Source organism: Cupriavidus pinatubonensis (assembly GCF_019602855.1).
Classification (GTDB): Bacteria; Pseudomonadota; Gammaproteobacteria; order Burkholderiales; family Burkholderiaceae; genus Cupriavidus; species Cupriavidus pinatubonensis.
This window is the reverse complement of the sequence record NZ_CP080766.1, coordinates 410,323-428,158: the sequence shown is the minus strand read 5'-3', so window position 1 is coordinate 428,158 and position 17,836 is coordinate 410,323. Positions and strand designations below refer to the sequence as shown.

The following is a 17,836-nucleotide window of genomic DNA, read 5'->3' as shown; positions in this document are numbered from 1 at the left end:
TTGCATGGCCTGGAAGGCTTCGTGACAAGCAAAGGGACGGCCCGGTATCACTCGTCACCCTTCACCCTTCACCCCTCACTCCTCGCTCATCAACGCATCCCGCACCTCGATCAGCGCCGCCAGATACGCGTCGTGGTTCTTCTTCATGCGCTCGGCAGGCCCCGCCAGCGAGATGCCGGCAGCCTGGCCACCCAGCCAGCCCGTCACCGCCAGACCGTGGACGCCCTCGCTGCCTTCTTCGTGCGCCTCGTACCATCCGCGTTTGCGGCCTTTGGCGACCTGGGCCATCAGCGTGTCGATGTCGACGACCGTATGCGGGGTGACGGCGCGCAGGCTGCTTTTGGCGAGTGTCTCGCGGGCCTCTTCGGGGGGCAGCAGGCCCAGCAGCCCCTTGCCGAGCGCAGACGCGTGCAGGGCGGCGCGGTAGCCGACTTCGATGATGTAGCGCAGGGGCAGGCGGCTGGCCTGGACGGCCATGACCTTGACCGCGGTCCCGTCTAGCACGCCGAAGAAGACGCTCTCGTTGGTCCTGGCGCTGACCTGCTCGATGGCTTCCTGCGCCACGGTGGTCAGCGGGTCGTTCTCGGCGATCTGCCGTGCGATTTCAGAAAGGCGACCCGTGGGATAGAAGCGCCGAGTGCGCGTCGTGCGCATCAGATAGCCCAGCGAATGCAGGGTGTGCAACAGGTCGGAGGTGCTGCTTTCCGGCAATGACAGCAGGCGTGCCATGTCGGAGTTGGACAGTTCGCGCTTTTCGCGCGCGAACACTTCGAACACCGCCATGGCTCGGCTGGCGGCAGGAATCATTGTGGGCATGCTTGGCAGAGGTGGTGGATTCAGCGGACAGTGGAACTATACGAAATTTCGTACAGCTCGGAAAGCCCGCGTCATCCGCCCACGCGCCTAAGGCGCCGCCGTGCAGCGGCGTCATAGGCGCCCGTCTCCTCAGGGCAGCACGTTGCGCGGATCTGCCTTCAGGACGAGCTGCCACGCTTCGCGCGCCATCGGATCCTGCTTTTCCTCGAGTACGTGGGCGAGCAGGCCTGCCGAGCGGCCCACCAGCGCCAGGCCGCGCGCGATCAGCGGGTCCAGGCCCATCGCGGCGACGATGGCGCCGATCGCGCCGACCACGTTCATCGGCAGCTTGCGCTTTTGCTCTTTGATCAGCACCTCGACGATCGCCTCCATCAGGCGCCAGTGCAGGCCGTAGTAGCCATTCTGGCGCGACAGCTCGCGCAGCGCCGGCACGCGCGGGTCGCCGTCGACGTGGATCGGATGGCCCACGCCGTAGACCTGCTGGCGGCTTTCCTTGTAGCGCTTGATCAGCGCGCGGGCGGTTTCCAGCAGCTGCTCATCGGTGGCGTCATCGCTGAGTTCGCGCGTGCCTTCGTTGAGCATCTCGGTCGCATTCTGCATCGGGCCGAGGAATACGCTGCCCGCGCCGAGCAGGCCGGTGGCCACCGCGCCCTGCAGCGCTTCCGGCGCGCCGATGTAGGTCAGGCGGGCCGACAGCGAACTCGGCGTGATGCCGTGGTCGGCCGTGGTCACCAGCAAGGCGTTGACCATGACCTTCTCGCGCGGCGTGGGCAGGCGCGACAGCGTGGTGAAGAAGATCATGTCGACAAAATCGAACTTGCCGATGATCTCCGTGGCGAGGTTCAGGCCACGCACCATGATCGTGTCGGTGGTGGTGTAGCCGATTTCAGTCTTGACAGTCGTTACCATGTTGAAGGCTCCATGCCCTGAAACGAGAGGACGGCGTCCAGCGCAGCCACTCCCTGACCCTGCGGACGCACCGCGAGGGGGTTGATCTCCAGCTCTTCGATGCGCGCGGCATGCTTGCCCACGAAGTCGGACAGCTTCACCAGCATGTCGACGAGCGCGTCGATATCGAACGCCGGCTGGCCGCGATAGCCCTTGAGCAGTTCATAGCAGCGCGTCTCGGTGATCATCTCGCGCGCCGAGGCCGGCGTGAGCGGCAGCAGGCGGCGGCTCACATCCTTGAACAGCTCGATGCTGACGCCGCCCAGCCCGAACGTACACACGTGGCCGAACACCGGATCGCGGTGGATGCCCACCACGGCTTCCACGAACGGGGAGGGCAGCATCGGCTCCACCAGCACGCCGTCGATCTGCGCGGCGTCGCAGGCTTTCACGCCGTTGGCGTGGATTTCCTCATACGCGGCCATGGCCGCACCTTCGGATGCAATGCCCAGCCGCACGCCACCGATATCGGTCTTGTGCGTGATGGCCGCGCTCACGATTTTCATGACCGCTTTGCCATTGCCGACATTGCGGAACGCCTGCGCGGCCTCAGCCGGCGAGCGTGCCACCACGCCCTGCGGCGTCGGGACGCCGGCCTGTTCCAGCAGCGCCTTGGTCTTCGCTTCGGACAGGTTGGCAGTGGTCTCGGCGGTGCTCACGTCAGCCAGAGGACACCATTCGCGCTCGAACTTCGCTTTCCAGCGGCCGTATTCAATGAAGCGCTGGACAGCCAGCACGGCGTTGCCAACGGCGCGCATCGGCATCAGCCCGCCGTCGATCATCTTGCGATGGCCTTCGCCGGTGCGGTCGCTCATCCAGACCGGCACGATCGGCGTGTTGGTTTCTTCCTGCTGCACGTGCACCATGCTGTCGGCCAGCATGGCCGTGGTCTTGCCGTACTCGACCGGGATCGGCACGAGCACCAGGTCGGTATTCGGGTCGGCGGCAGTGGCCTTGAGCGTGGCGTAGCTGACTTCGGTATTGACCAGTACTTCGGCCGTCACGTCGACCGGATTGGTGAACGCGGCGAAGCCGGGCAGGGCATTCCGGAGCGCTTCGATCGTGTGCGGCGCGAACTCGGACAGCTTGAGGCCGGCCAGGCCGACCATGTCGGACGCCAGCGCGGCGGTGCCGCCCGAGAAGCTGTACACGGCAAGCTGTTCCTTGCCGGTCGGCTTGCGGCGCGCGAGCAACGATGCCACGTCGATCAGTTCATCGATATCGTCGACTTCGATGATCCCGAGTTGGCTGAATACCGCGCTGTTGATCTCGGCCGAGCCAGCGATGGCGGCCGTGTGCGACTGCGCCGCCTTGGCGCCGTATTCCGACTTGCCGACCTTGATCGCGACGATGGGCTTGCCGCGTCGGGCCGCATGCAGTGCGGCCGCCATGAAGCGCGGGCCATTGCGCACGCCTTCGAGCGTGGTGACGATCACCTCGATATCGGGGGCGTCGGCCATGTAGTGGATGTAGTCGCTGACCTCGAGGTCGACTTCATTGCCGCCCGAGCACCACAGGCCCACACCCACGCCACGGTCCATCGCCTGGATGAACGAACGGCCCAGGCCGCCGCCCTGCGTGGCCACGCCGATCGGGCCCGGACGGCGGTCGATGCGCCAAGCCGGCGAGAATGTCAGGCCCAGGCGCGCGTTCATATTGTTCAGGCCGGGGCAGTTCGGACCATAGATGCGCATGCCGGTGCTGGCGACGATCTCGCGCATCTCGGCTTCCACCGCGCGGCCGTCTTCGCCGGTTTCACCAAAGCCCGACGTGAACACGATCGCGAACTTGATGCCCATCTCGCCGCAGTCGCGCAGCGTCTGGATGACCATGTCGGCGCGCACGGCCAGGATGGCCAGGTCCGGCGCTTCCTTCAGGTCCTTGACCGATGCCACGCACGGACGGCCGTGAATCTCGGTGCGGCCCGGGTTGACCAGCAGCAGTTCGCCCTTGAATTCGGAGAACGTGGTCAGGTTCTCGAGCGTGCGGCCGCCGATGCTGTCCGGCTTTTCGGACGCACCGACCAGCACGATCGAGTTCGGATTGACCAGCCGCGAGAGGTCGCTGAACCAGATGCCCTGGTTGCTCATTGCGCTTCTCCCGTCGGGCGGCGCTTGAACAGGCAGGTAGCGGCCATTTCCGCCACGACTTCGCCACGCTGGTTCACGGCCTTGCGCATGAAGGCAATGATGCCGCGGTCCGGGCGGCTCGTGGTCTTCTGCTCGACCACTTCGATGTCCACGCGGATGGTGTCGCCGATGAACGTCGGCTTCGGGAACTTCAGGCGGTTTTCCAGCACGCTGAACAGCGAGCCTTCGAAGAACTGGTTCGGGATCGAGCGCGAGGTCAGGCCGGCCATGAATGCTGCCACCAGCATGCCGTGCGCGATGCGCTGGCCGAAGATCGTGCCCTTGGCGTACTCGGCATCGACGTGCACCTTGTTGAAATCGCCGGTCAGCGCGGCAAACGCGGCCACATCGGCTTCGGTGATGGTGCGCGACGAGGTGCTGTAGGTCAGGCCGGGCGTCAGGTCTTCCCAGAAGAGCGTGGTGTTGGCGACTTGTTCGAGGATGGCGGGTTGGGTCATTGTGTGTCTCGGTGTTCGGTGCTTCTGTGGCTTTTCAGGGTTTCTCCCCTCTCCCGCAAGCAGGAGAGAGGAGCCTTCTTCAAGTGGTGTCGACGTTGGCGACGCTCAGGACAGCGCACTGATCCCCAGAATCTCGCGCGCGATAATCAGCGTCTGGATCTCCGTGGTGCCCTCGGGGATCATCCCGCCGCGCGTGTCGCGGAAGATGCGTTCGATCGGGTACTCAGTGGCATAACCGATGCCGCCATGCACCTGCAGCGCGAGGTTCGATACTTCGAACGCGGCTTCCGTCGCGTATAGCTTGGCGATCGAGCATTCCGTGCGCGAGGTGCCGTTCTGCATCGAGCGGGCGGCGCGGTAGCCGAGCGAGCGCGAGGCTTGCACGCGCATCGTCATGTCGACAATGTGCTTCTGGATCAGCTGGAATGAACCGATCTGGCGGCCAAACTGCTTGCGTTGCAGCGCGTAGTCGACCGACAGGTCGAGCGCGCACTGGGCCGCGCCGACCGCACCCATGGCCACGTTCAGGCGGCCGAAGTTCAGGCCGATCAGGATCTGGCGCAGGCCCTGGCCTTCCACGCCGATCAGGTTGGCGGCGGGAATCTCGGCGTTCTCGAACGTAAAGGCCGCTGTGCCAGTGCTGCGCGTGAACATGACGTCCACCGGTTCGGCCGTGTATTTGGTCACATCGCGCTCGACCAGGAACAGCGACAGCTCGCCGTTGCAGGTCTCGCTGTAGGTGCGCGCGACCACGATGCCGAAGTCGGCGAACATGCCGTTGGTGACCCACAGCTTGCTGCCGTTGAGCACGTAGCGGTCGCCCTTCTTGTCGGCACGGGTCTTCACCTCGGCCACGTTGGAGCCGACGTCCGGTTCCGAGATCGACACGAATGGCTTGCGCTCGTTGCGCAGCAGCGGGCGTACGAAGCGTTCCTTTTGCACTTCGGTGCCGTAGGCGTTGATGATGCCGGAGACGATGTTCAGGCCGTTGATCAGGATGCGCAGCGACAGCCAGCAGTAACCGGCTTCTTCCATCATCACGGCCCACGTCAGGTAGTCCAGGCCCAGGCCGCCATCGGCCTCTGGCAGGACGCCGCCGAAGTAGCCGAAGTCGATCAGGCCCGTCATCAGTTCGTGCGGAAAGCGCTTGTCGCGCTCGGCCTGGCGGATGTGCGGGGTGAAGGTTTCCTTCAGGTAGCGGCGGATGTTGTCGCGCAGCAGCCGCTGCTCGGCATCGAGGCCGTCGACGTCAATGCTGGAATCAACCATAGCGGCCTCCGGTCACGAACAGGGTGGTGCCGGTGATATAGCGGGCATGCTCCGATGCCATGAAGGCCACGGCGCCGGCGATATCGCTGGTCTGGCCCGGGAAGGTCACCGCGTTCTTGGCCATGACGTTGGCGAGAATGGTGTCGTAGTTCGGCAGGCTCTTGATGTACTCGGTCTCGATATAGCCCGGGGCGATCGCGTTGACGGTCACGCCCTTGCGTGCCTGCTCCAGCGACAGCGCGCGCGTGAAGCCGATGATGCCGGCCTTGGCGGTCGAGTAGTTGGCCTGGCCCGGGTTGCCGAACAGCGCGCGCGAGCTGATGTTGATGATGCGGCCCCAGCCCTTTTCATGCATGAACGGCAGCGCCGCGCGGCACGTGTGGAACGAACCCTTGAGCGTCACGTCAAGCACGAGGTCCCAGTCGGCTTCGTCCATCTTGAGGATGGTGCGGTCCTTGACCAGGCCGGCGTTGTTGACGAGCACGTCGATGCTGCCGAACGCTTCCTTGCCGGCACCAACCATATTGCGCACCTGTTCTTCATGGCGCACATCGCACTGCACGGCAATGGCCTTGCCGCCGGCCTGCTCGATGCCGCTCGCGGTTTCGCGCGCGGCCTCCAGGTCCAGGTCCGTGATCACCACGGCTGCGCCTTCCTTCGCCAGCATGCGGGCGGTTTCCGCGCCGATGCCGCGCGCCGAGCCGGTGACGATCGCCACGCGGCCATTCAGTCCAAGATCCATTTCTCCTCCTTATGGGTTGCAGAGTCGGGGTTTGCAGAGTCGGGTTTGCAAATCACTGGTCGGCCAGCAGTCCATCGCGCACATCGCGCAGGGCCGCCAGATAGGATTCGCGATTTTTTTCGATACGTTCGATGGGCCCGGCCAGCGAGATCGCCACCGGGCGCTCGTCCAGACGCGCCGGCACCGCCAGTGCCATCACACCCGCGGTGCCTTCGTCATGGGCTTCGTACCAGCCTTGCTCGCGGCCACGCGCGAGTTGGGCCATCAGCGGCTCGATATCCACCACCGTGCTGCGCGTGACGGCCGGTCTGCGGATGGCTTCCAGCCTGCTGCGTGCCTCGCCCTCCGGCAGCACGCCCAGCAGGGCCTTGCCCAGCGCGGAGGCGTGCAGCGCGACACGCTCGCCGACATCAAGGATGTAGCGCAGCGGCAGCCGGCTCTGCGCCACAGCGGCAACGCGCACGGCCTGGGGTTCCAGCACGCCGAAGAACGCGCTCTCGTTGGTGGCATCGGTCAGGCGCTGCACCGCTTCCTGCGCAAGCCGGGTCAGCGGGTCGTTTTCCGCGATCTGGCGCGCGGTCTCAAACAGGCGGCCAGTCGGGTAAAAGCGCCGCGTGCGCGTGGTGCGCATCAGGTAGCCGAGCGAATGCAGGGTATGCAGCAGGTCGGAGCAACTGCTGTCGGCCACGGCAAGCAGCTTCGCCATCTCGGAATTGGACAGGTCGCGCTTTTCGCGCGCAAAGACCTCGAATACGGCCATGGCGCGGCTGGCTGCTGGGATCTGGACGGGCAAGCTCTATCTCCGAAATGCCGTATGTATTTACGATACTTGGAAATAATGTACGACCTGTCGAAGGCCAAGGCAATCTATATTTCGAGGGGGTGTATTTATCTACGGTTCCTCGGATTGTCGAGTTGAACCGGTCTGCAACCACGCAGTTGGCGCCTTTTGTGGCTAGTGCAGCGCTTCTTGATAGCTTTTGTCTCGGCAGGTATGGAACAGGCGGGGCGCCGCTGTTGTGTCCGGCCTAGTGGGCGGGTGCTGGTTGAGACGGGTTCTCGGCCTTGGCTGGCGCTGCTGTTTCGCCGGCGTAGCCGGCGACCTCCTTTTGTCCGAGCGTGTACGGGTATGGGCTTCAGAGGTTTTTCACGCTGCCTGCCGCGTGGGGCACCACCGTGGTCAGAATTACAGCGCTGATTGAACGAGCCCCGAAACTGTCCGTGGACCCTGCTGCTGGCGATATCGGGTGATCGCCTTCGGCTGCGCTACGCGCAGAGCTCAAGTCTGAGCACGTGGGCCCAGGGCAAACCGCGCTGCGGTGACGAGGCTCCCTATTGCATGCGCGAAATAGAGAGCGAGAAGAAAGCGGACCTCGTACGCCAGCGACGTTGATGAGCTTGCGTCCAGACGACGACGTGCGCGCAGCGCAGCCGAAGGCGTCCCACCACTGACCGTATTGGAACGCTGTACCCGAGTCCAACTTGGGGATCGTTCAAAAGTCGTACCGCGCCAGGCACAGGTTCTGACTCACATAGCGTTAGCAGGCCTGAACGATGACCACGTCTCGCGAGACCCAAGCCGCTTGATAACAAGAAGCGTACCGTTGATGGCCAGCCGCCAGGCGACGCGTTCTTTGGTTACTTTCTGTCGCTCGGACAGAAAGTGACTCGTCGGCTACGCCGGCGAAACAGCGGCGCCTGCCAAGCACGACAACCCCCTCCCAGAAGACCCCCACGACCGATCGTCAAATTCTCTTTAACGTTATGTCAACAATCATTGTGATTGTATAGTCAATTTATCAGGGCAAGAATGCCGGACTGACCGTCAGTAACTGGAGACAACCCCATGACCAACGAAGCTTCCGTCGTTCGCACAGCCCGCCACGGCGACGTGCAGGTGATCACCATCTGCAATCCGCCGGTCAATGCCCTCGGCGTTGCCGTTCGCCAGGGCCTGAAGCAGGCCATCGAACAGGCCGAAGCCGATGCCGGCGTGCGCGCCGTGCTGGTCGTGGGAGAAGGCAAGGCCTTCATCGCCGGCGCCGATATCCGCGAATTCGGCAAGCCGCCGATGCCGCCGTCGCTGCCGGAAGTCTGCAACCAGATCGAAGCCAGCAACAAGCTCGTTGTCGCCGCGATCCATGGTCCGGCCCTTGGGGGCGGCCTGGAAGTCGCCATGTCGGCCCACTATCGCCTCGCGCTGCCGGCCGCCAAGCTGGGTCTGCCTGAAGTCAACCTGGGCCTGCTGCCCGGCGCTGGCGGTACGCAACGCGCGCCGCGCCTGATGGGCGTGAAGGCCGCTGCCGATCTGATGCTCAGCGGCAAGCACCTGTCGGCCAAGGCCGCGCAGGCCGCTGGTCTCGTTGATCGCCTGGCTGAAGGCGACGACCCTGTGGCCGCTGGCCTCGCCTACGTCAACGAATTGCTGGAGCAAGGCGCGCCGCTGCGCCGCACGCGCGACCTCGCCATTGCCGACAAGGCCGCAGCACTGGCCGAACTCGACACGTTGCAGGCCGAGACTGCCAAGAAGACGCGCGGCCTGTTCTCGCCGCAGAAGATTGTGGAATGCGTGCGTGCCGCGGTCGAACTGCCGTTCGACGAAGGCCTGGCCAAAGAGCGCGCGCTGTTCGTCGAATGCCTGAACAGCCCGCAGCGCGCCGGCCTGGTCCATGCGTTCTTTGCCGAGCGCGAAACCGCCAAGGTGCCCGAGGCACAAGGCGCCGCCCCGCGCGCGCTCAACCGCATCGCCGTGATCGGCGGTGGCACCATGGGCGCGGGCATCACCGTGGCCGCGCTCGATACCGGACTGCCGGTGGTGATGATCGAGCGCGATGCCGAATCCATCGCGCGTGGCCAGGCCAATGTCGAGAAGGTCTACGACGGCCTGATCGCGAAGGGCCGCATGACGCCGGAAGGCAAGGCCGCGATCATGGCGCGCTACACGCCGAGCACGTCGTATGAATCGATTGCCGACGTGGACCTCGTGATCGAAGCCGTGTTCGAAGACATCGAAGTCAAGAAGGCCGTGTTCCAGCAACTGGACCGCGTGTGCAAGCCGGGCGCCGTGCTGGCGACCAATACGTCGTATCTTGATATCGACGCGATCGCTGGCAGCATCTCGCGTCCGCAGGACGTGATCGGCCTGCACTTCTTCAGCCCGGCCAACATCATGAAGCTGCTGGAGATCGTGGTGCCGGCCAAGGTCAGCCCGGACGTGGTCGTGACCGCGTTCGAACTGGCCAAGCGCATGAAGAAGATCCCGGTGCGCGCAGGCGTGTGCGACGGCTTTATCGGCAACCGCATCCTGGCCGTCTACAAGCAGGCCGCCGACTACATCATGGAAGACGGCGCCAGCCCTTACGAGATCGACGAGGCCGTGCGCGGTTTCGGCTATCCGATGGGCCCGTTCCAGGTGACCGACCTCGCCGGCGGCGACATCGGCTGGGCCACGCGCAAGCGCCGCGCTGCCACGCGCGATCCAAAGGCGCGCTATGTCGAAGTCGCCGACCGCATCTGCGAACGCGGCTGGTTCGGCCAGAAGACGGGCCGTGGCTTCTACCTGTACCCGCAAGGCGCACGCATCGGCCAGCCCGACCCGGAAGTGCTCGCCATTGTCGAGGCCGAACGCCAGAAGAAGGGCATCGCACCGCGCAAGTTCACGGCCGAGGAGATCATGCGCCGCTATATGGCCGCGATGGTCAATGAGGGCGCCAAGGTGGTGGAAGAAGGCATCGCGCTGCGTCCGCTCGATGTCGATGTGACGTTCCTGTCGGGCTACGGCTTCCCGCGCTTCCGCGGCGGCCCGATGAAGTATGCCGATATGGTCGGCCTGCCGAAGATCCTCGAAGATATCCGCACCTTTGCCAAGGAAGACCCGCTATTCTGGAAGCCGGCACCGCTGCTCGAGAAGCTGGTGGCGGAAGGCAAGGACTTTGCCAGCCTGAACCAGGCCGGCCGCTGACATGCCGGCGTCGCGCAGTGCGCGACGCCAGTGTGGCCAGAACAATTCATTGCAGCGAGGCGGCACATGCCTCGCTGCAGCGCATGGAGACAAGCAATGCAAACAACAACCGAACCATCCCAGGACGTCGACTTCCCGCTGGAGGGCGTGCGTGTGCTGGACCTGTCGCGTGTGTTCGCGGGGCCGCTGTGCGGCCAGGTCCTGGCCGACTTCGGCGCCGACGTGGTCAAGGTGGAACACCCCGGCCGCGGCGACGACACCCGTGACTGGGGCATGCGCATCGGCAAGACCGAGACCACGTACTTCAACAGCATGAACCGCAACAAGCGGTCCATCACGCTCGACCTGCAGAGCAAGGAAGGCGTGCAGATCGTCTATGACCTGCTGCCGCAGTTCGACGTGGTCATCCACAACTTCAAGACCGGCGGCGCCGAAAAGCTGGGCCTCGGCTACGAGCAGCTCAAGGCCATCAAGCCGGACCTGATCTACTGCGCGGTGTCGGGCTACAACACCAGCGGGCCCGAGGCCAAGCGGCCTGGCTACGACCTGGTGATCCAGGGCGAGGCTGGTCTGATGGCGCTCAACGGCGAAGCGAACACGCCGCCGCTGAAGTTCGGCGTGGCCGTGGTCGACCTGATGACCGGCATGTATGCCGCGCAGGCCGTGCTGGCCGCGCTGTTCCGCCGCGAGCGTAAGGGCAAGGGCCAGTTGATCGAGATGGCGCTGTACGACTGCGGCGTGATGGTCACCGGCTACTACGGCCTGGACGCCATGCTGCTCGGCCATGATCCGGCACGCTACGGCAACGCCCACCCGTCGATCGTGCCTTACGGCATGTTTGAGTCCGCCGATGGTCCGCTGATCATCGCCGTGGGCAACAACAGCCAGTTCGACAAGTTTTGCCGCCAGGTCATCGAGCGTCCGGACATTGTCGAGAATCCGCTCTATGCGACCAATGTGGAACGCGCGAAGCACCGCGAGACGCTGACCCCGCTGATCACCGGCCTGATCCGCAGCTTCAAGCGCGACCTGCTGCTGGAACGCATGACGGCCTGCGGCATTCCGTGTGGCAAGGTGGCCGGCCTGCATGAGGCGCTGACCAGCGAGCGGACCCGCCAGGGCGGCCTGCTGCGCGAAATGCCGCATCCGGTGGCAGGCAGCACGCACGTGTTCGCGCCGCCGTACCGCCTGGATGGCCAGCGCCTGCCGATCCGAAGCGCGCCCCCCACGCTGGGCGAAGGCACGCGGGCCGTGCTGCAGAACCTGCTGGACATGAGCGACGAGCAACTGCGGGACCTGCAGGCGCGCGGCGTACTGACGCTGCCGGAGACACCGGGCAACGCCTGAGCATTCGCGCCGCGCGAACGCCATGAGTGTGCGCGCGGCCAGGCCCGGCAAGGGGGCCCCATGGAGACCTTGCACTGACTCAAACCGGAACTAAAAGTGCGTATTCGAAATTTCACCCGTATGGTCCACTCCCGCCGCCGTGCCATCCTGGCGCTGGCCGCCGCGCCGATGCTGATCAGCAGCGCGTTTGCGCAAGCCTGGCCGACCAAGCCGATCAAGCTTGTCGTGCCGTTCCCGCCGGGCGGTCCTACGGATACCGTATCGCGCATCGTCGGCCAGAAGCTGGGCGAAGCGCTCAAGCAACCCGTGATCGTGGAGAACCGCGCCGGTGCATCGGGCTCCATCGCCGCCGCGCAGGTCGCCAAGAGCGCACCGGACGGCTACACCTTCATGATGCTGGCCACGCCGACGCTGCTCGCCCCGTACCTGTACAAGAAGGCCGGCTACGACACGACCAAGGACTTCACGCCGGTCGCCACGGTCTATGACCTGCCGATCGTCGTGGTGGTCAACCCGGCGCTGTTGCCGACCGTGACCGATCTGCCGAAGCTGATCGCGCAGGCCAAGGCCCAGCCCGGCAAGCTCAACTACACCAGCTCGGGCGCAGGCAGCTTCGGCCACCTGAGCATGGAACTGCTCAAGCAGATGGGCGGCTTCGAGATGCAGCACGTGCCGTACAAGGGCGGCGTGCCCGCGATCAGCGACACCATTGGCGGCCAGGTACCGATCATGTACGCCGATCTCGTCGCCGCGCTGCCGCATATCCAGGCCGGCAAGCTGCGCGCCATCGCCATCGGCTCGCCGCAGCGCGTGAGCATGCTGCCGGACGTCAAGACCATTGCAGAGCAAGGCTTCAAGGGCTACGACGCCGTGTCGTGGGGCGGCCTGCTGGCGCCCCCGGGAACGCCGAAGGACATCGTCGACCGTGTCTCCACCGAAGTCGGCAAGATCCTGGCCGACAAGGATGTCCAGGACAAGGTGCTCAAGGCTGGCGCGATTGCGAACTACCAGACGCCTGCGCAAGAAAGCCAGCGTATCCGCCAGGATTACGCGAAGTGGGGCAAGGTGATTCGGGATAAGGGGATTGCGGTCGAGTAAGGGGCCGGTGAGGCCGGCTCTGAAGCTCAAAGAGGCCAGGGTCCCAAAGCGATGTGGCTGCGTTCAGCCATCAACCTGACCTCGGCATGACGGGTTTCCTTAACCGCCCAAGACCCCTCTTTCCTGCCACCTGCCCACCGTAGCCGGGTCCATCCAGCCGGAGAGTGCCTGGAATACCGTGGCATCGCACGCTGCCTGCGGCGCGGTGGGTACGGCTGGCTGGGTGCGGCTGAATCGCGGTGCCGGCGCGGGCTGGGTAACTCCGTCGACCTCGACAAAGCTGCCGCGTGCCTGCATATGAGGGTGCTGCGGCGCTTCGTCGAAGGACAGCACGGGGGCGAAACAGACATCGGTGCCTTCCAGTTCGGCGCACCATTCATCGCGCGTCCGCCCGAGAAAGGCGCGTGCGAAGGCCTCCTTCGCGCGAGGCCAGGCGGCGGTGTCGTTCTGGTTCCCCAGTTCCGCCGCGTCGAGATCCAGGCGCTGGAGAAGGTCCGAGTAGAAGCGTGCCTCGATCGGACCGATCGAGATGTATTTGCCGTCCTTGCAAGCGTAGACGTCGTAGTACGGCGCCCCCGAGTCGAGCACGTTGCTGCCACGTTCGGGGTGCCACAGGCCTCCTGCATGCATGCCGTAGATCGCCGTGCTCAGTGCCAGCGCACCGTCGACGATCGCGGCGTCCACCACCTGTCCCTTGCCGCTGCCGCGCGCTTCGATGATCGCGGCCAGCAGGCCCATGACCAGGAACATGGCGCCGCCTCCGAAGTCTCCCACCAATGCCAGCGGCACGCTGGGCGGCTGACCGTGGCGACCAATCGCGTTCAGCGTCCCGGTCAGGGAGATGTAATTGATGTCGTGCCCGGCGGCGCTCGCCAGCGGTCCGGTCTGGCCCCAACCGGTCATGCGGCCGTAGACGAGACGCGGATTGCGCTTCAGGCAGACATCCGGGCCGAGGCCGAGCCGCTCGGTCACGCCGGGACGAAAGCCCTCGATCAGCGCGTCGGCGTTTTCCACCAGATCCAGCACCAGTTCGACGGCGGCGGGGTCCTTGAGGTCGAGCGCGATGGCCCTTCGATTGCGCAGCAGCAGGTTGTACTGGATCGGACGCTTCACGCCCAGGTCGGCCGCGTCACGGCGCTCCACACGCAGCACGGTGGCCCCCATGTCGGCCAGAAGCATGGCAGACATGGGGCCGGGGCCGATGCCGGCCAGTTCAACGATCCTCATACCGGCAAGAGGTCCCATGGTTCGTATCTCCATTTTTTCGATTCGGGTCTGGCGGCTTGCCATTCACCATTGCCTTGCCGCCAACGGCCGCGGGATCGCGGCGGCGCATACTGTTCTTCGATAAAGGCTTGCTGTCCGATCAGCCTGTCGCCGATTCGGCGTGGCGCTTCACACTACAATCCCCGCTCAAGGTCGGGCGAACCGTTATCGATGCGCACCACCAGACGTCCGCGCGTGGCGCGTGACAGCATGCGGTCCATGGCGTCGGGGAGTGCGTCGAAGTCGATGACCTGGCCAATGGTGGCAAGGCGGCGGGGCCGATAGTCGGCAGCCAGCTTTGCCCATACGGCCTCGCGCAGCGCCATCGGGCTGTTGGCGTTGATGCCGAGCAGGCGTACGCCGCGCAGGATAAGAGGCAGCACCGTGGTGTCCAGTTGCGGGCCCCCGGCGTTGCCCACGCTGGCGATGACGCCGTTGGGCTGCATGGTGCGCATCATCCAGGCCAGCACCGGGCCACCGACGGTATCGATCGCGCCTGCCCATCGGGCCTTTTCCAGTGCCTTGCCGGGCTGCGAGGCCACCTCTGGCGAAACGATCTCGCCGGCGCCAAGCGAGCGCAAATAGACATGTTCCGCGCTCTTGCCGGACATCGCGTGCACCATGTAGCCGCGCGCCGAAAGAATATCGACCGCCATGCTGCCGACGCCGCCGGTCGCGCCGCTTACCACCACCGGCCCTTGCTCCGGGCTCATCGCGTTGTGCTCCATCCAGTGCAGCGCCAGCGCGGCGGTGTAGCCCGCCACGCCGATGGTGCTGGCCTCCAGCGGTGAGAGGCCCTCAGGCAGCCGCATCACCCAATCGCCGCGCACGCGGGCATATTGCGCGTGGCCACCGTCGTGGTCGACGCCGATGCCGAAGCCATGCACGACCACCGCGTCACCTTCGCGAAAGCGCGGGTCATCGGACGCCGCCACGTGACCACTCAGGTCGATGCCGCCCGTGCGCGGATATTGCCGCACGATGGCATTGCGGCCGGCCGCCGCGAGCGCGTCCTTGTAGTTGATGCCGGAATAGGCCACGCGGATCAGCACATCGCCAGGCGGCAGATTGTCGAAGCGAAGCTCCGTGAAGCGTCCTGCGACGCGCCCGTCCGGGCCGTCGTCATGCAGGCGATAGGCAAGAAAGCGGTTCATGACGGCCTCCTATTGCGTGGCCATGGCCAGCGGGCGCCGGTCGCAGCGCGGCGGCGGGATGAACAGGGGGAAGCCTGCCGGGTCTCGGGACCCAGGGCTGACTCGTTGTAAAGGAGCGTGCTGCGGGGGCAGCATGCGGGCACTGCCAGACCAGCAAGCACGGTCTGGCAGGCATCGGACTGAAAGTGGAATCTGGTGCCGCCCCGGCAAAGGTCGGCATCGCTGTGCATCGGCTCGCGCATCTCGGACGGGCAGTTCGCCTCGATCCAGGTGCGAGCCGCTTGGCGGAACTCGGTCAGGGTGCCCAAGGAGTCTCCTTGTTGTAGCGTCAATTCAACGGTGATCAACGGAAACCGGCTCCTGCCTGCACTCAGATGACGCCGTCCCGCGCGAGCCGCGCGAGGTCGTCCTTGCCAAGACCCAGTTCGGTGTAGAACTCGTCGTTGTGTTCGCCAGTGGCGGGACCGGTGCGGGGTGCGGGCGGCTGATACCCCCCAAAGCGTGGCACCACGCACGGCGCAGGCACGGAGCCGACGTCCGGATCAGGCATGCGAATCACGGCGCTGCGTGCCTGCATTTGCGCGTCGGCCATGACGTCGGCAATCGTGAATACTTTGCTGAACGGTACGTCGCAGCGTTCGAGCGCCGCGGACACCGCATCGGCATCGCGCGCCGCGAACCATGCGGCGATCAGCGCATCGAGCCGCTCCAGGTTACGGATGCGCGCAGCGTTCACCGCGAAATCGGGGGACAGCGGCAGTTGCGGCTGGTCCATCGCTTCCGCCAGGCGCCGGAATGTGGCGTCGGACGAGGCCACCAGCGTCATCCACACGCCGTCTGCAGTGCGGTACATGTTCGAGGGCGCAGTATAGGTCGCGCGGTTGCCGGCCCGCTGGCGCACCACGCCAAGTTGCTCGTGCTCGACGGCGAGCGGTTCGAGCAGGCGAAACAGTGCCTCGGTGGCGGCGAGGTCGATCTCGCGGCCGCGCAATTCCGGGTTGGCGCGCCGCTCGGCGATGGCTGTCGATATGGCGAACGCGCCGAACAGACCAGCAATCATGTCGCCGATGGGGAAGTTCATGTGCATCGGGCCACTCTCCTCGGTGCCGGCGAGATTTGTCAGCCCGCTCATTGCCTCGAAAATGCGTGCGAAGCCGGGGCGTGCCGCATAGGGCCCGGTCTGGCCGAAGCCGGTCAGGCGCAATACGATCAGACGCGGATTTGCCGCGTGCAGTGTGGCGAGATCGAGGCCCCAGCGCGCGAGCGTGCCAGTACGGAAGTTCTCCACGAGCACGTCGAACTCGCCGAGCATGCGCAGGAACAACTCACGGCCCGCCTCCGTGCGTACGTCGAGAGTGATGCCGCGCTTACCTCGGTTGGTGACCTTCCAGTACAGCGGGACGTCGTCCTTGACCGGCGCGAGGCTGCGCAGCGGATCGCTGCCGTCGGGCAGCTCCAGCTTGACGACTTCGGCTCCCATATCGCCGCACAGCGTGGCGGAGAACGGGCCGGCGACGACGGTCGCCATGTCGAGGATACGCACGCCCGCAAGCGGGCCGCGATCTTGCGGGGCATTCCTGGAGAAGGTGGTCTGTGCAAGGGGAGGTGTCATGTCGGTGCCGCTACGGGTCAGTCGGAACGGCTTCGACAGTGGCAGACCTGCGCATCGCGGACAATCCTGGTTTCGCACAGCGGAACCGGTTCGCCCTGATATTGACTTCAACCGTCTGCCAAATGAGCATCGCCCCAATGTTGCAGGATCCCTCCATGACCTCGAATCCACTGCCCGGACTTGCCAGTTCCGACGAACTGGCGACAGATCGCCAGTTCGCCATCAACCTGGCCCGCGGCCTCGATGTGCTCCGGGCGTTCACGCCGGCGCGGCCGGTGCTGGGCAACCAGGATATCGTGGCCCAGACCGGGCTGCCGAAGGCAACCGTCTCGCGGCTCACCTATACGCTCTCGCTGCTCGGTTTCCTGAGCCGCGTGCCCAATAGCCAGAAATACCGGCTCGGTGCCGGGGTGCTGTCGCTCGCCTATCCCATGCTCGCCGGCCTCACGATTCGGCAGATCGCACGGCCATATATGGAAGCCATCGCCCAGCAGACAGGTTGCACGGTCAACCTGGGCATGCGTGAGCGCCTGTCTGTGGTGTACGTCGATAGTTGCCGCGTCGATACCGCCAACATCTATCAGCCCGACATAGGCAGCACGCGTCCGCTGCTCGGCAGCTCGATCGGACGAGCCATTCTGCTCGCATGCGACGCGAAGGAGCGCACCGCCGTGCTGAACCGGTTGAGCGTCGGCGATGCCGAGCGCTTCGCCGCCGAGAAGGTGATGTGGATAGCCGACCAGAAGCACTTCGCCGCGCACGGCTACTGCATCAGCCGCGGCGAGTGGCGTACAGAGATTCATGCAATCGCGGCACCGATCCGGCAGGGTTTGCACAACGATCCGTTCGCGCTGAACTGCACGGTCTCCGCAATGCGCAACACCGGCGGGTACCTGGAACGGGACGTAGCGCCGCGACTGGTCGCGTGTGTGAAACAGATCGAATTGGCGTGTGCACGATAGCACGCCGTGCCCGCATCGCAGACCGGCGCGGGCAGTGATTTTCAAAGCGGCCCGCAGCGGTTCGCATTCCAAAA

Annotated in this window: 14 protein-coding genes; 4 read left to right on the top strand and 10 right to left on the bottom strand. The window is 65.3% G+C overall.

What is annotated here, in order from left to right:
- Window positions 1–75: 75 nt before the first annotated feature.
- The 7 genes from K2O51_RS02025 to K2O51_RS01995 all read right to left on the bottom strand — a co-directional run bounded on the left by K2O51_RS02025 (window position 76) and on the right by K2O51_RS01995 (window position 7,155).
- Window positions 76–816, bottom strand: coding sequence for an IclR family transcriptional regulator (locus K2O51_RS02025; RefSeq protein ID WP_140949223.1), 741 nt, complete (start codon window positions 814–816; stop codon window positions 76–78).
- Between the two features lie 129 nt (window positions 817–945).
- A complete protein-coding gene (locus K2O51_RS02020) occupies window positions 946–1,725 on the bottom strand; it encodes a citryl-CoA lyase (protein WP_220630425.1) in 780 nt (259 codons plus the stop codon).
- Complete coding sequence (locus tag K2O51_RS02015; protein ID WP_011299993.1) at window positions 1,719–3,854, bottom strand: acetate--CoA ligase family protein; 2,136 nt, start codon at window positions 3,852–3,854, stop codon at window positions 1,719–1,721. The genes K2O51_RS02020 and K2O51_RS02015 overlap by 7 nt, the downstream gene beginning before the upstream one ends.
- Window positions 3,851–4,351, bottom strand: a complete 501-nt coding sequence (locus K2O51_RS02010) for a MaoC family dehydratase (protein WP_011299994.1) — start codon at window positions 4,349–4,351, stop codon at window positions 3,851–3,853. The genes K2O51_RS02015 and K2O51_RS02010 overlap by 4 nt, the downstream gene beginning before the upstream one ends.
- A 105-nt stretch (window positions 4,352–4,456) precedes the next feature.
- On the bottom strand, window positions 4,457–5,620 hold the full coding sequence (locus K2O51_RS02005) for an acyl-CoA dehydrogenase family protein (protein ID WP_140949222.1): 1,164 nt from the start codon (window positions 5,618–5,620) through the stop codon (window positions 4,457–4,459).
- Window positions 5,613–6,362, bottom strand: a complete 750-nt coding sequence (locus tag K2O51_RS02000) for an SDR family NAD(P)-dependent oxidoreductase (protein WP_140949221.1) — start codon at window positions 6,360–6,362, stop codon at window positions 5,613–5,615. The genes K2O51_RS02005 and K2O51_RS02000 overlap by 8 nt, the downstream gene beginning before the upstream one ends.
- Before the next feature lie 52 nt (window positions 6,363–6,414).
- Window positions 6,415–7,155: an IclR family transcriptional regulator gene (locus tag K2O51_RS01995; protein ID WP_140949219.1), complete on the bottom strand. Its 741-nt coding sequence runs from the start codon at window positions 7,153–7,155 to the stop codon at window positions 6,415–6,417.
- A 1,053-nt stretch (window positions 7,156–8,208) separates the two neighbouring features.
- Here K2O51_RS01995 and K2O51_RS01990 point away from each other — a divergent pair.
- From K2O51_RS01990 to K2O51_RS01980, 3 genes are all read left to right on the top strand, one after another.
- Window positions 8,209–10,323 (top strand): 3-hydroxyacyl-CoA dehydrogenase NAD-binding domain-containing protein, encoded by a 2,115-nt coding sequence (locus tag K2O51_RS01990; RefSeq protein WP_140949217.1) that lies wholly within the window; start codon window positions 8,209–8,211, stop codon window positions 10,321–10,323.
- A gap of 96 nt (window positions 10,324–10,419) precedes the next feature.
- Window positions 10,420–11,670, top strand: a complete 1,251-nt coding sequence (locus K2O51_RS01985) for a CaiB/BaiF CoA transferase family protein (RefSeq protein ID WP_220630424.1) — start codon at window positions 10,420–10,422, stop codon at window positions 11,668–11,670.
- A gap of 120 nt (window positions 11,671–11,790) precedes the next feature.
- Window positions 11,791–12,768 (top strand): Bug family tripartite tricarboxylate transporter substrate binding protein, encoded by a 978-nt coding sequence (locus K2O51_RS01980; protein ID WP_011300000.1) that lies wholly within the window; start codon window positions 11,791–11,793, stop codon window positions 12,766–12,768.
- A gap of 99 nt (window positions 12,769–12,867) precedes the next feature.
- Here the strand turns inward: K2O51_RS01980 and K2O51_RS01975 are convergent, their stop codons facing one another.
- The 3 genes from K2O51_RS01975 to K2O51_RS01965 all read right to left on the bottom strand — a co-directional run bounded on the left by K2O51_RS01975 (window position 12,868) and on the right by K2O51_RS01965 (window position 16,800).
- Window positions 12,868–14,013 (bottom strand): CaiB/BaiF CoA transferase family protein, encoded by a 1,146-nt coding sequence (locus tag K2O51_RS01975; RefSeq protein WP_041680142.1) that lies wholly within the window; start codon window positions 14,011–14,013, stop codon window positions 12,868–12,870.
- A gap of 155 nt (window positions 14,014–14,168) precedes the next feature.
- Complete coding sequence (locus tag K2O51_RS01970) at window positions 14,169–15,188, bottom strand: oxidoreductase (RefSeq protein ID WP_220630423.1); 1,020 nt, start codon at window positions 15,186–15,188, stop codon at window positions 14,169–14,171.
- 370 nt (window positions 15,189–15,558) lie between these two features.
- Window positions 15,559–16,800 carry a CaiB/BaiF CoA transferase family protein gene (locus tag K2O51_RS01965; protein WP_049796486.1) on the bottom strand — a complete coding sequence of 414 codons (1,242 nt, stop codon included), beginning with the start codon at window positions 16,798–16,800 and terminating at the stop codon, window positions 15,559–15,561.
- A 155-nt stretch (window positions 16,801–16,955) separates the two neighbouring features.
- On the opposite strand from K2O51_RS01965, the gene K2O51_RS01960 reads away from it, so the two are divergent.
- Window positions 16,956–17,762: an IclR family transcriptional regulator gene (locus K2O51_RS01960; RefSeq protein WP_140949246.1), complete on the top strand. Its 807-nt coding sequence runs from the start codon at window positions 16,956–16,958 to the stop codon at window positions 17,760–17,762.
- The last annotated feature ends 74 nt before the right edge of the window (window positions 17,763–17,836 follow it).

Excerpts from the sequence above, each read along its gene's own strand:
- K2O51_RS02025 (WP_140949223.1), bottom strand. The coding sequence starts at position 816 with ATGCCCACAATGATTCCTGCCGCCAGCCGAGCCATGGCGGTGTTCGAA.
- K2O51_RS02020 (WP_220630425.1), bottom strand. The coding sequence starts at position 1,725 with ATGGTAACGACTGTCAAGACTGAAATCGGCTACACCACCACCGACACG.
- K2O51_RS02015 (WP_011299993.1), bottom strand. The coding sequence starts at position 3,854 with ATGAGCAACCAGGGCATCTGGTTCAGCGACCTCTCGCGGCTGGTCAAT.
- K2O51_RS02010 (WP_011299994.1), bottom strand. The coding sequence starts at position 4,351 with ATGACCCAACCCGCCATCCTCGAACAAGTCGCCAACACCACGCTCTTC.
- K2O51_RS02005 (WP_140949222.1), bottom strand. The coding sequence starts at position 5,620 with ATGGTTGATTCCAGCATTGACGTCGACGGCCTCGATGCCGAGCAGCGG.
- K2O51_RS02000 (WP_140949221.1), bottom strand. The coding sequence starts at position 6,362 with ATGGATCTTGGACTGAATGGCCGCGTGGCGATCGTCACCGGCTCGGCG.
- K2O51_RS01990 (WP_140949217.1), top strand. The coding sequence starts at position 8,209 with ATGACCAACGAAGCTTCCGTCGTTCGCACAGCCCGCCACGGCGACGTG.
- K2O51_RS01985 (WP_220630424.1), top strand. The coding sequence starts at position 10,420 with ATGCAAACAACAACCGAACCATCCCAGGACGTCGACTTCCCGCTGGAG.
- K2O51_RS01980 (WP_011300000.1), top strand. The coding sequence starts at position 11,791 with ATGGTCCACTCCCGCCGCCGTGCCATCCTGGCGCTGGCCGCCGCGCCG.
- K2O51_RS01975 (WP_041680142.1), bottom strand. The coding sequence starts at position 14,013 with ATGGGACCTCTTGCCGGTATGAGGATCGTTGAACTGGCCGGCATCGGC.
- K2O51_RS01970 (WP_220630423.1), bottom strand. The coding sequence starts at position 15,188 with ATGAACCGCTTTCTTGCCTATCGCCTGCATGACGACGGCCCGGACGGG.
- K2O51_RS01965 (WP_049796486.1), bottom strand. The coding sequence starts at position 16,800 with ATGACACCTCCCCTTGCACAGACCACCTTCTCCAGGAATGCCCCGCAA.
- K2O51_RS01960 (WP_140949246.1), top strand. The coding sequence starts at position 16,956 with ATGACCTCGAATCCACTGCCCGGACTTGCCAGTTCCGACGAACTGGCG.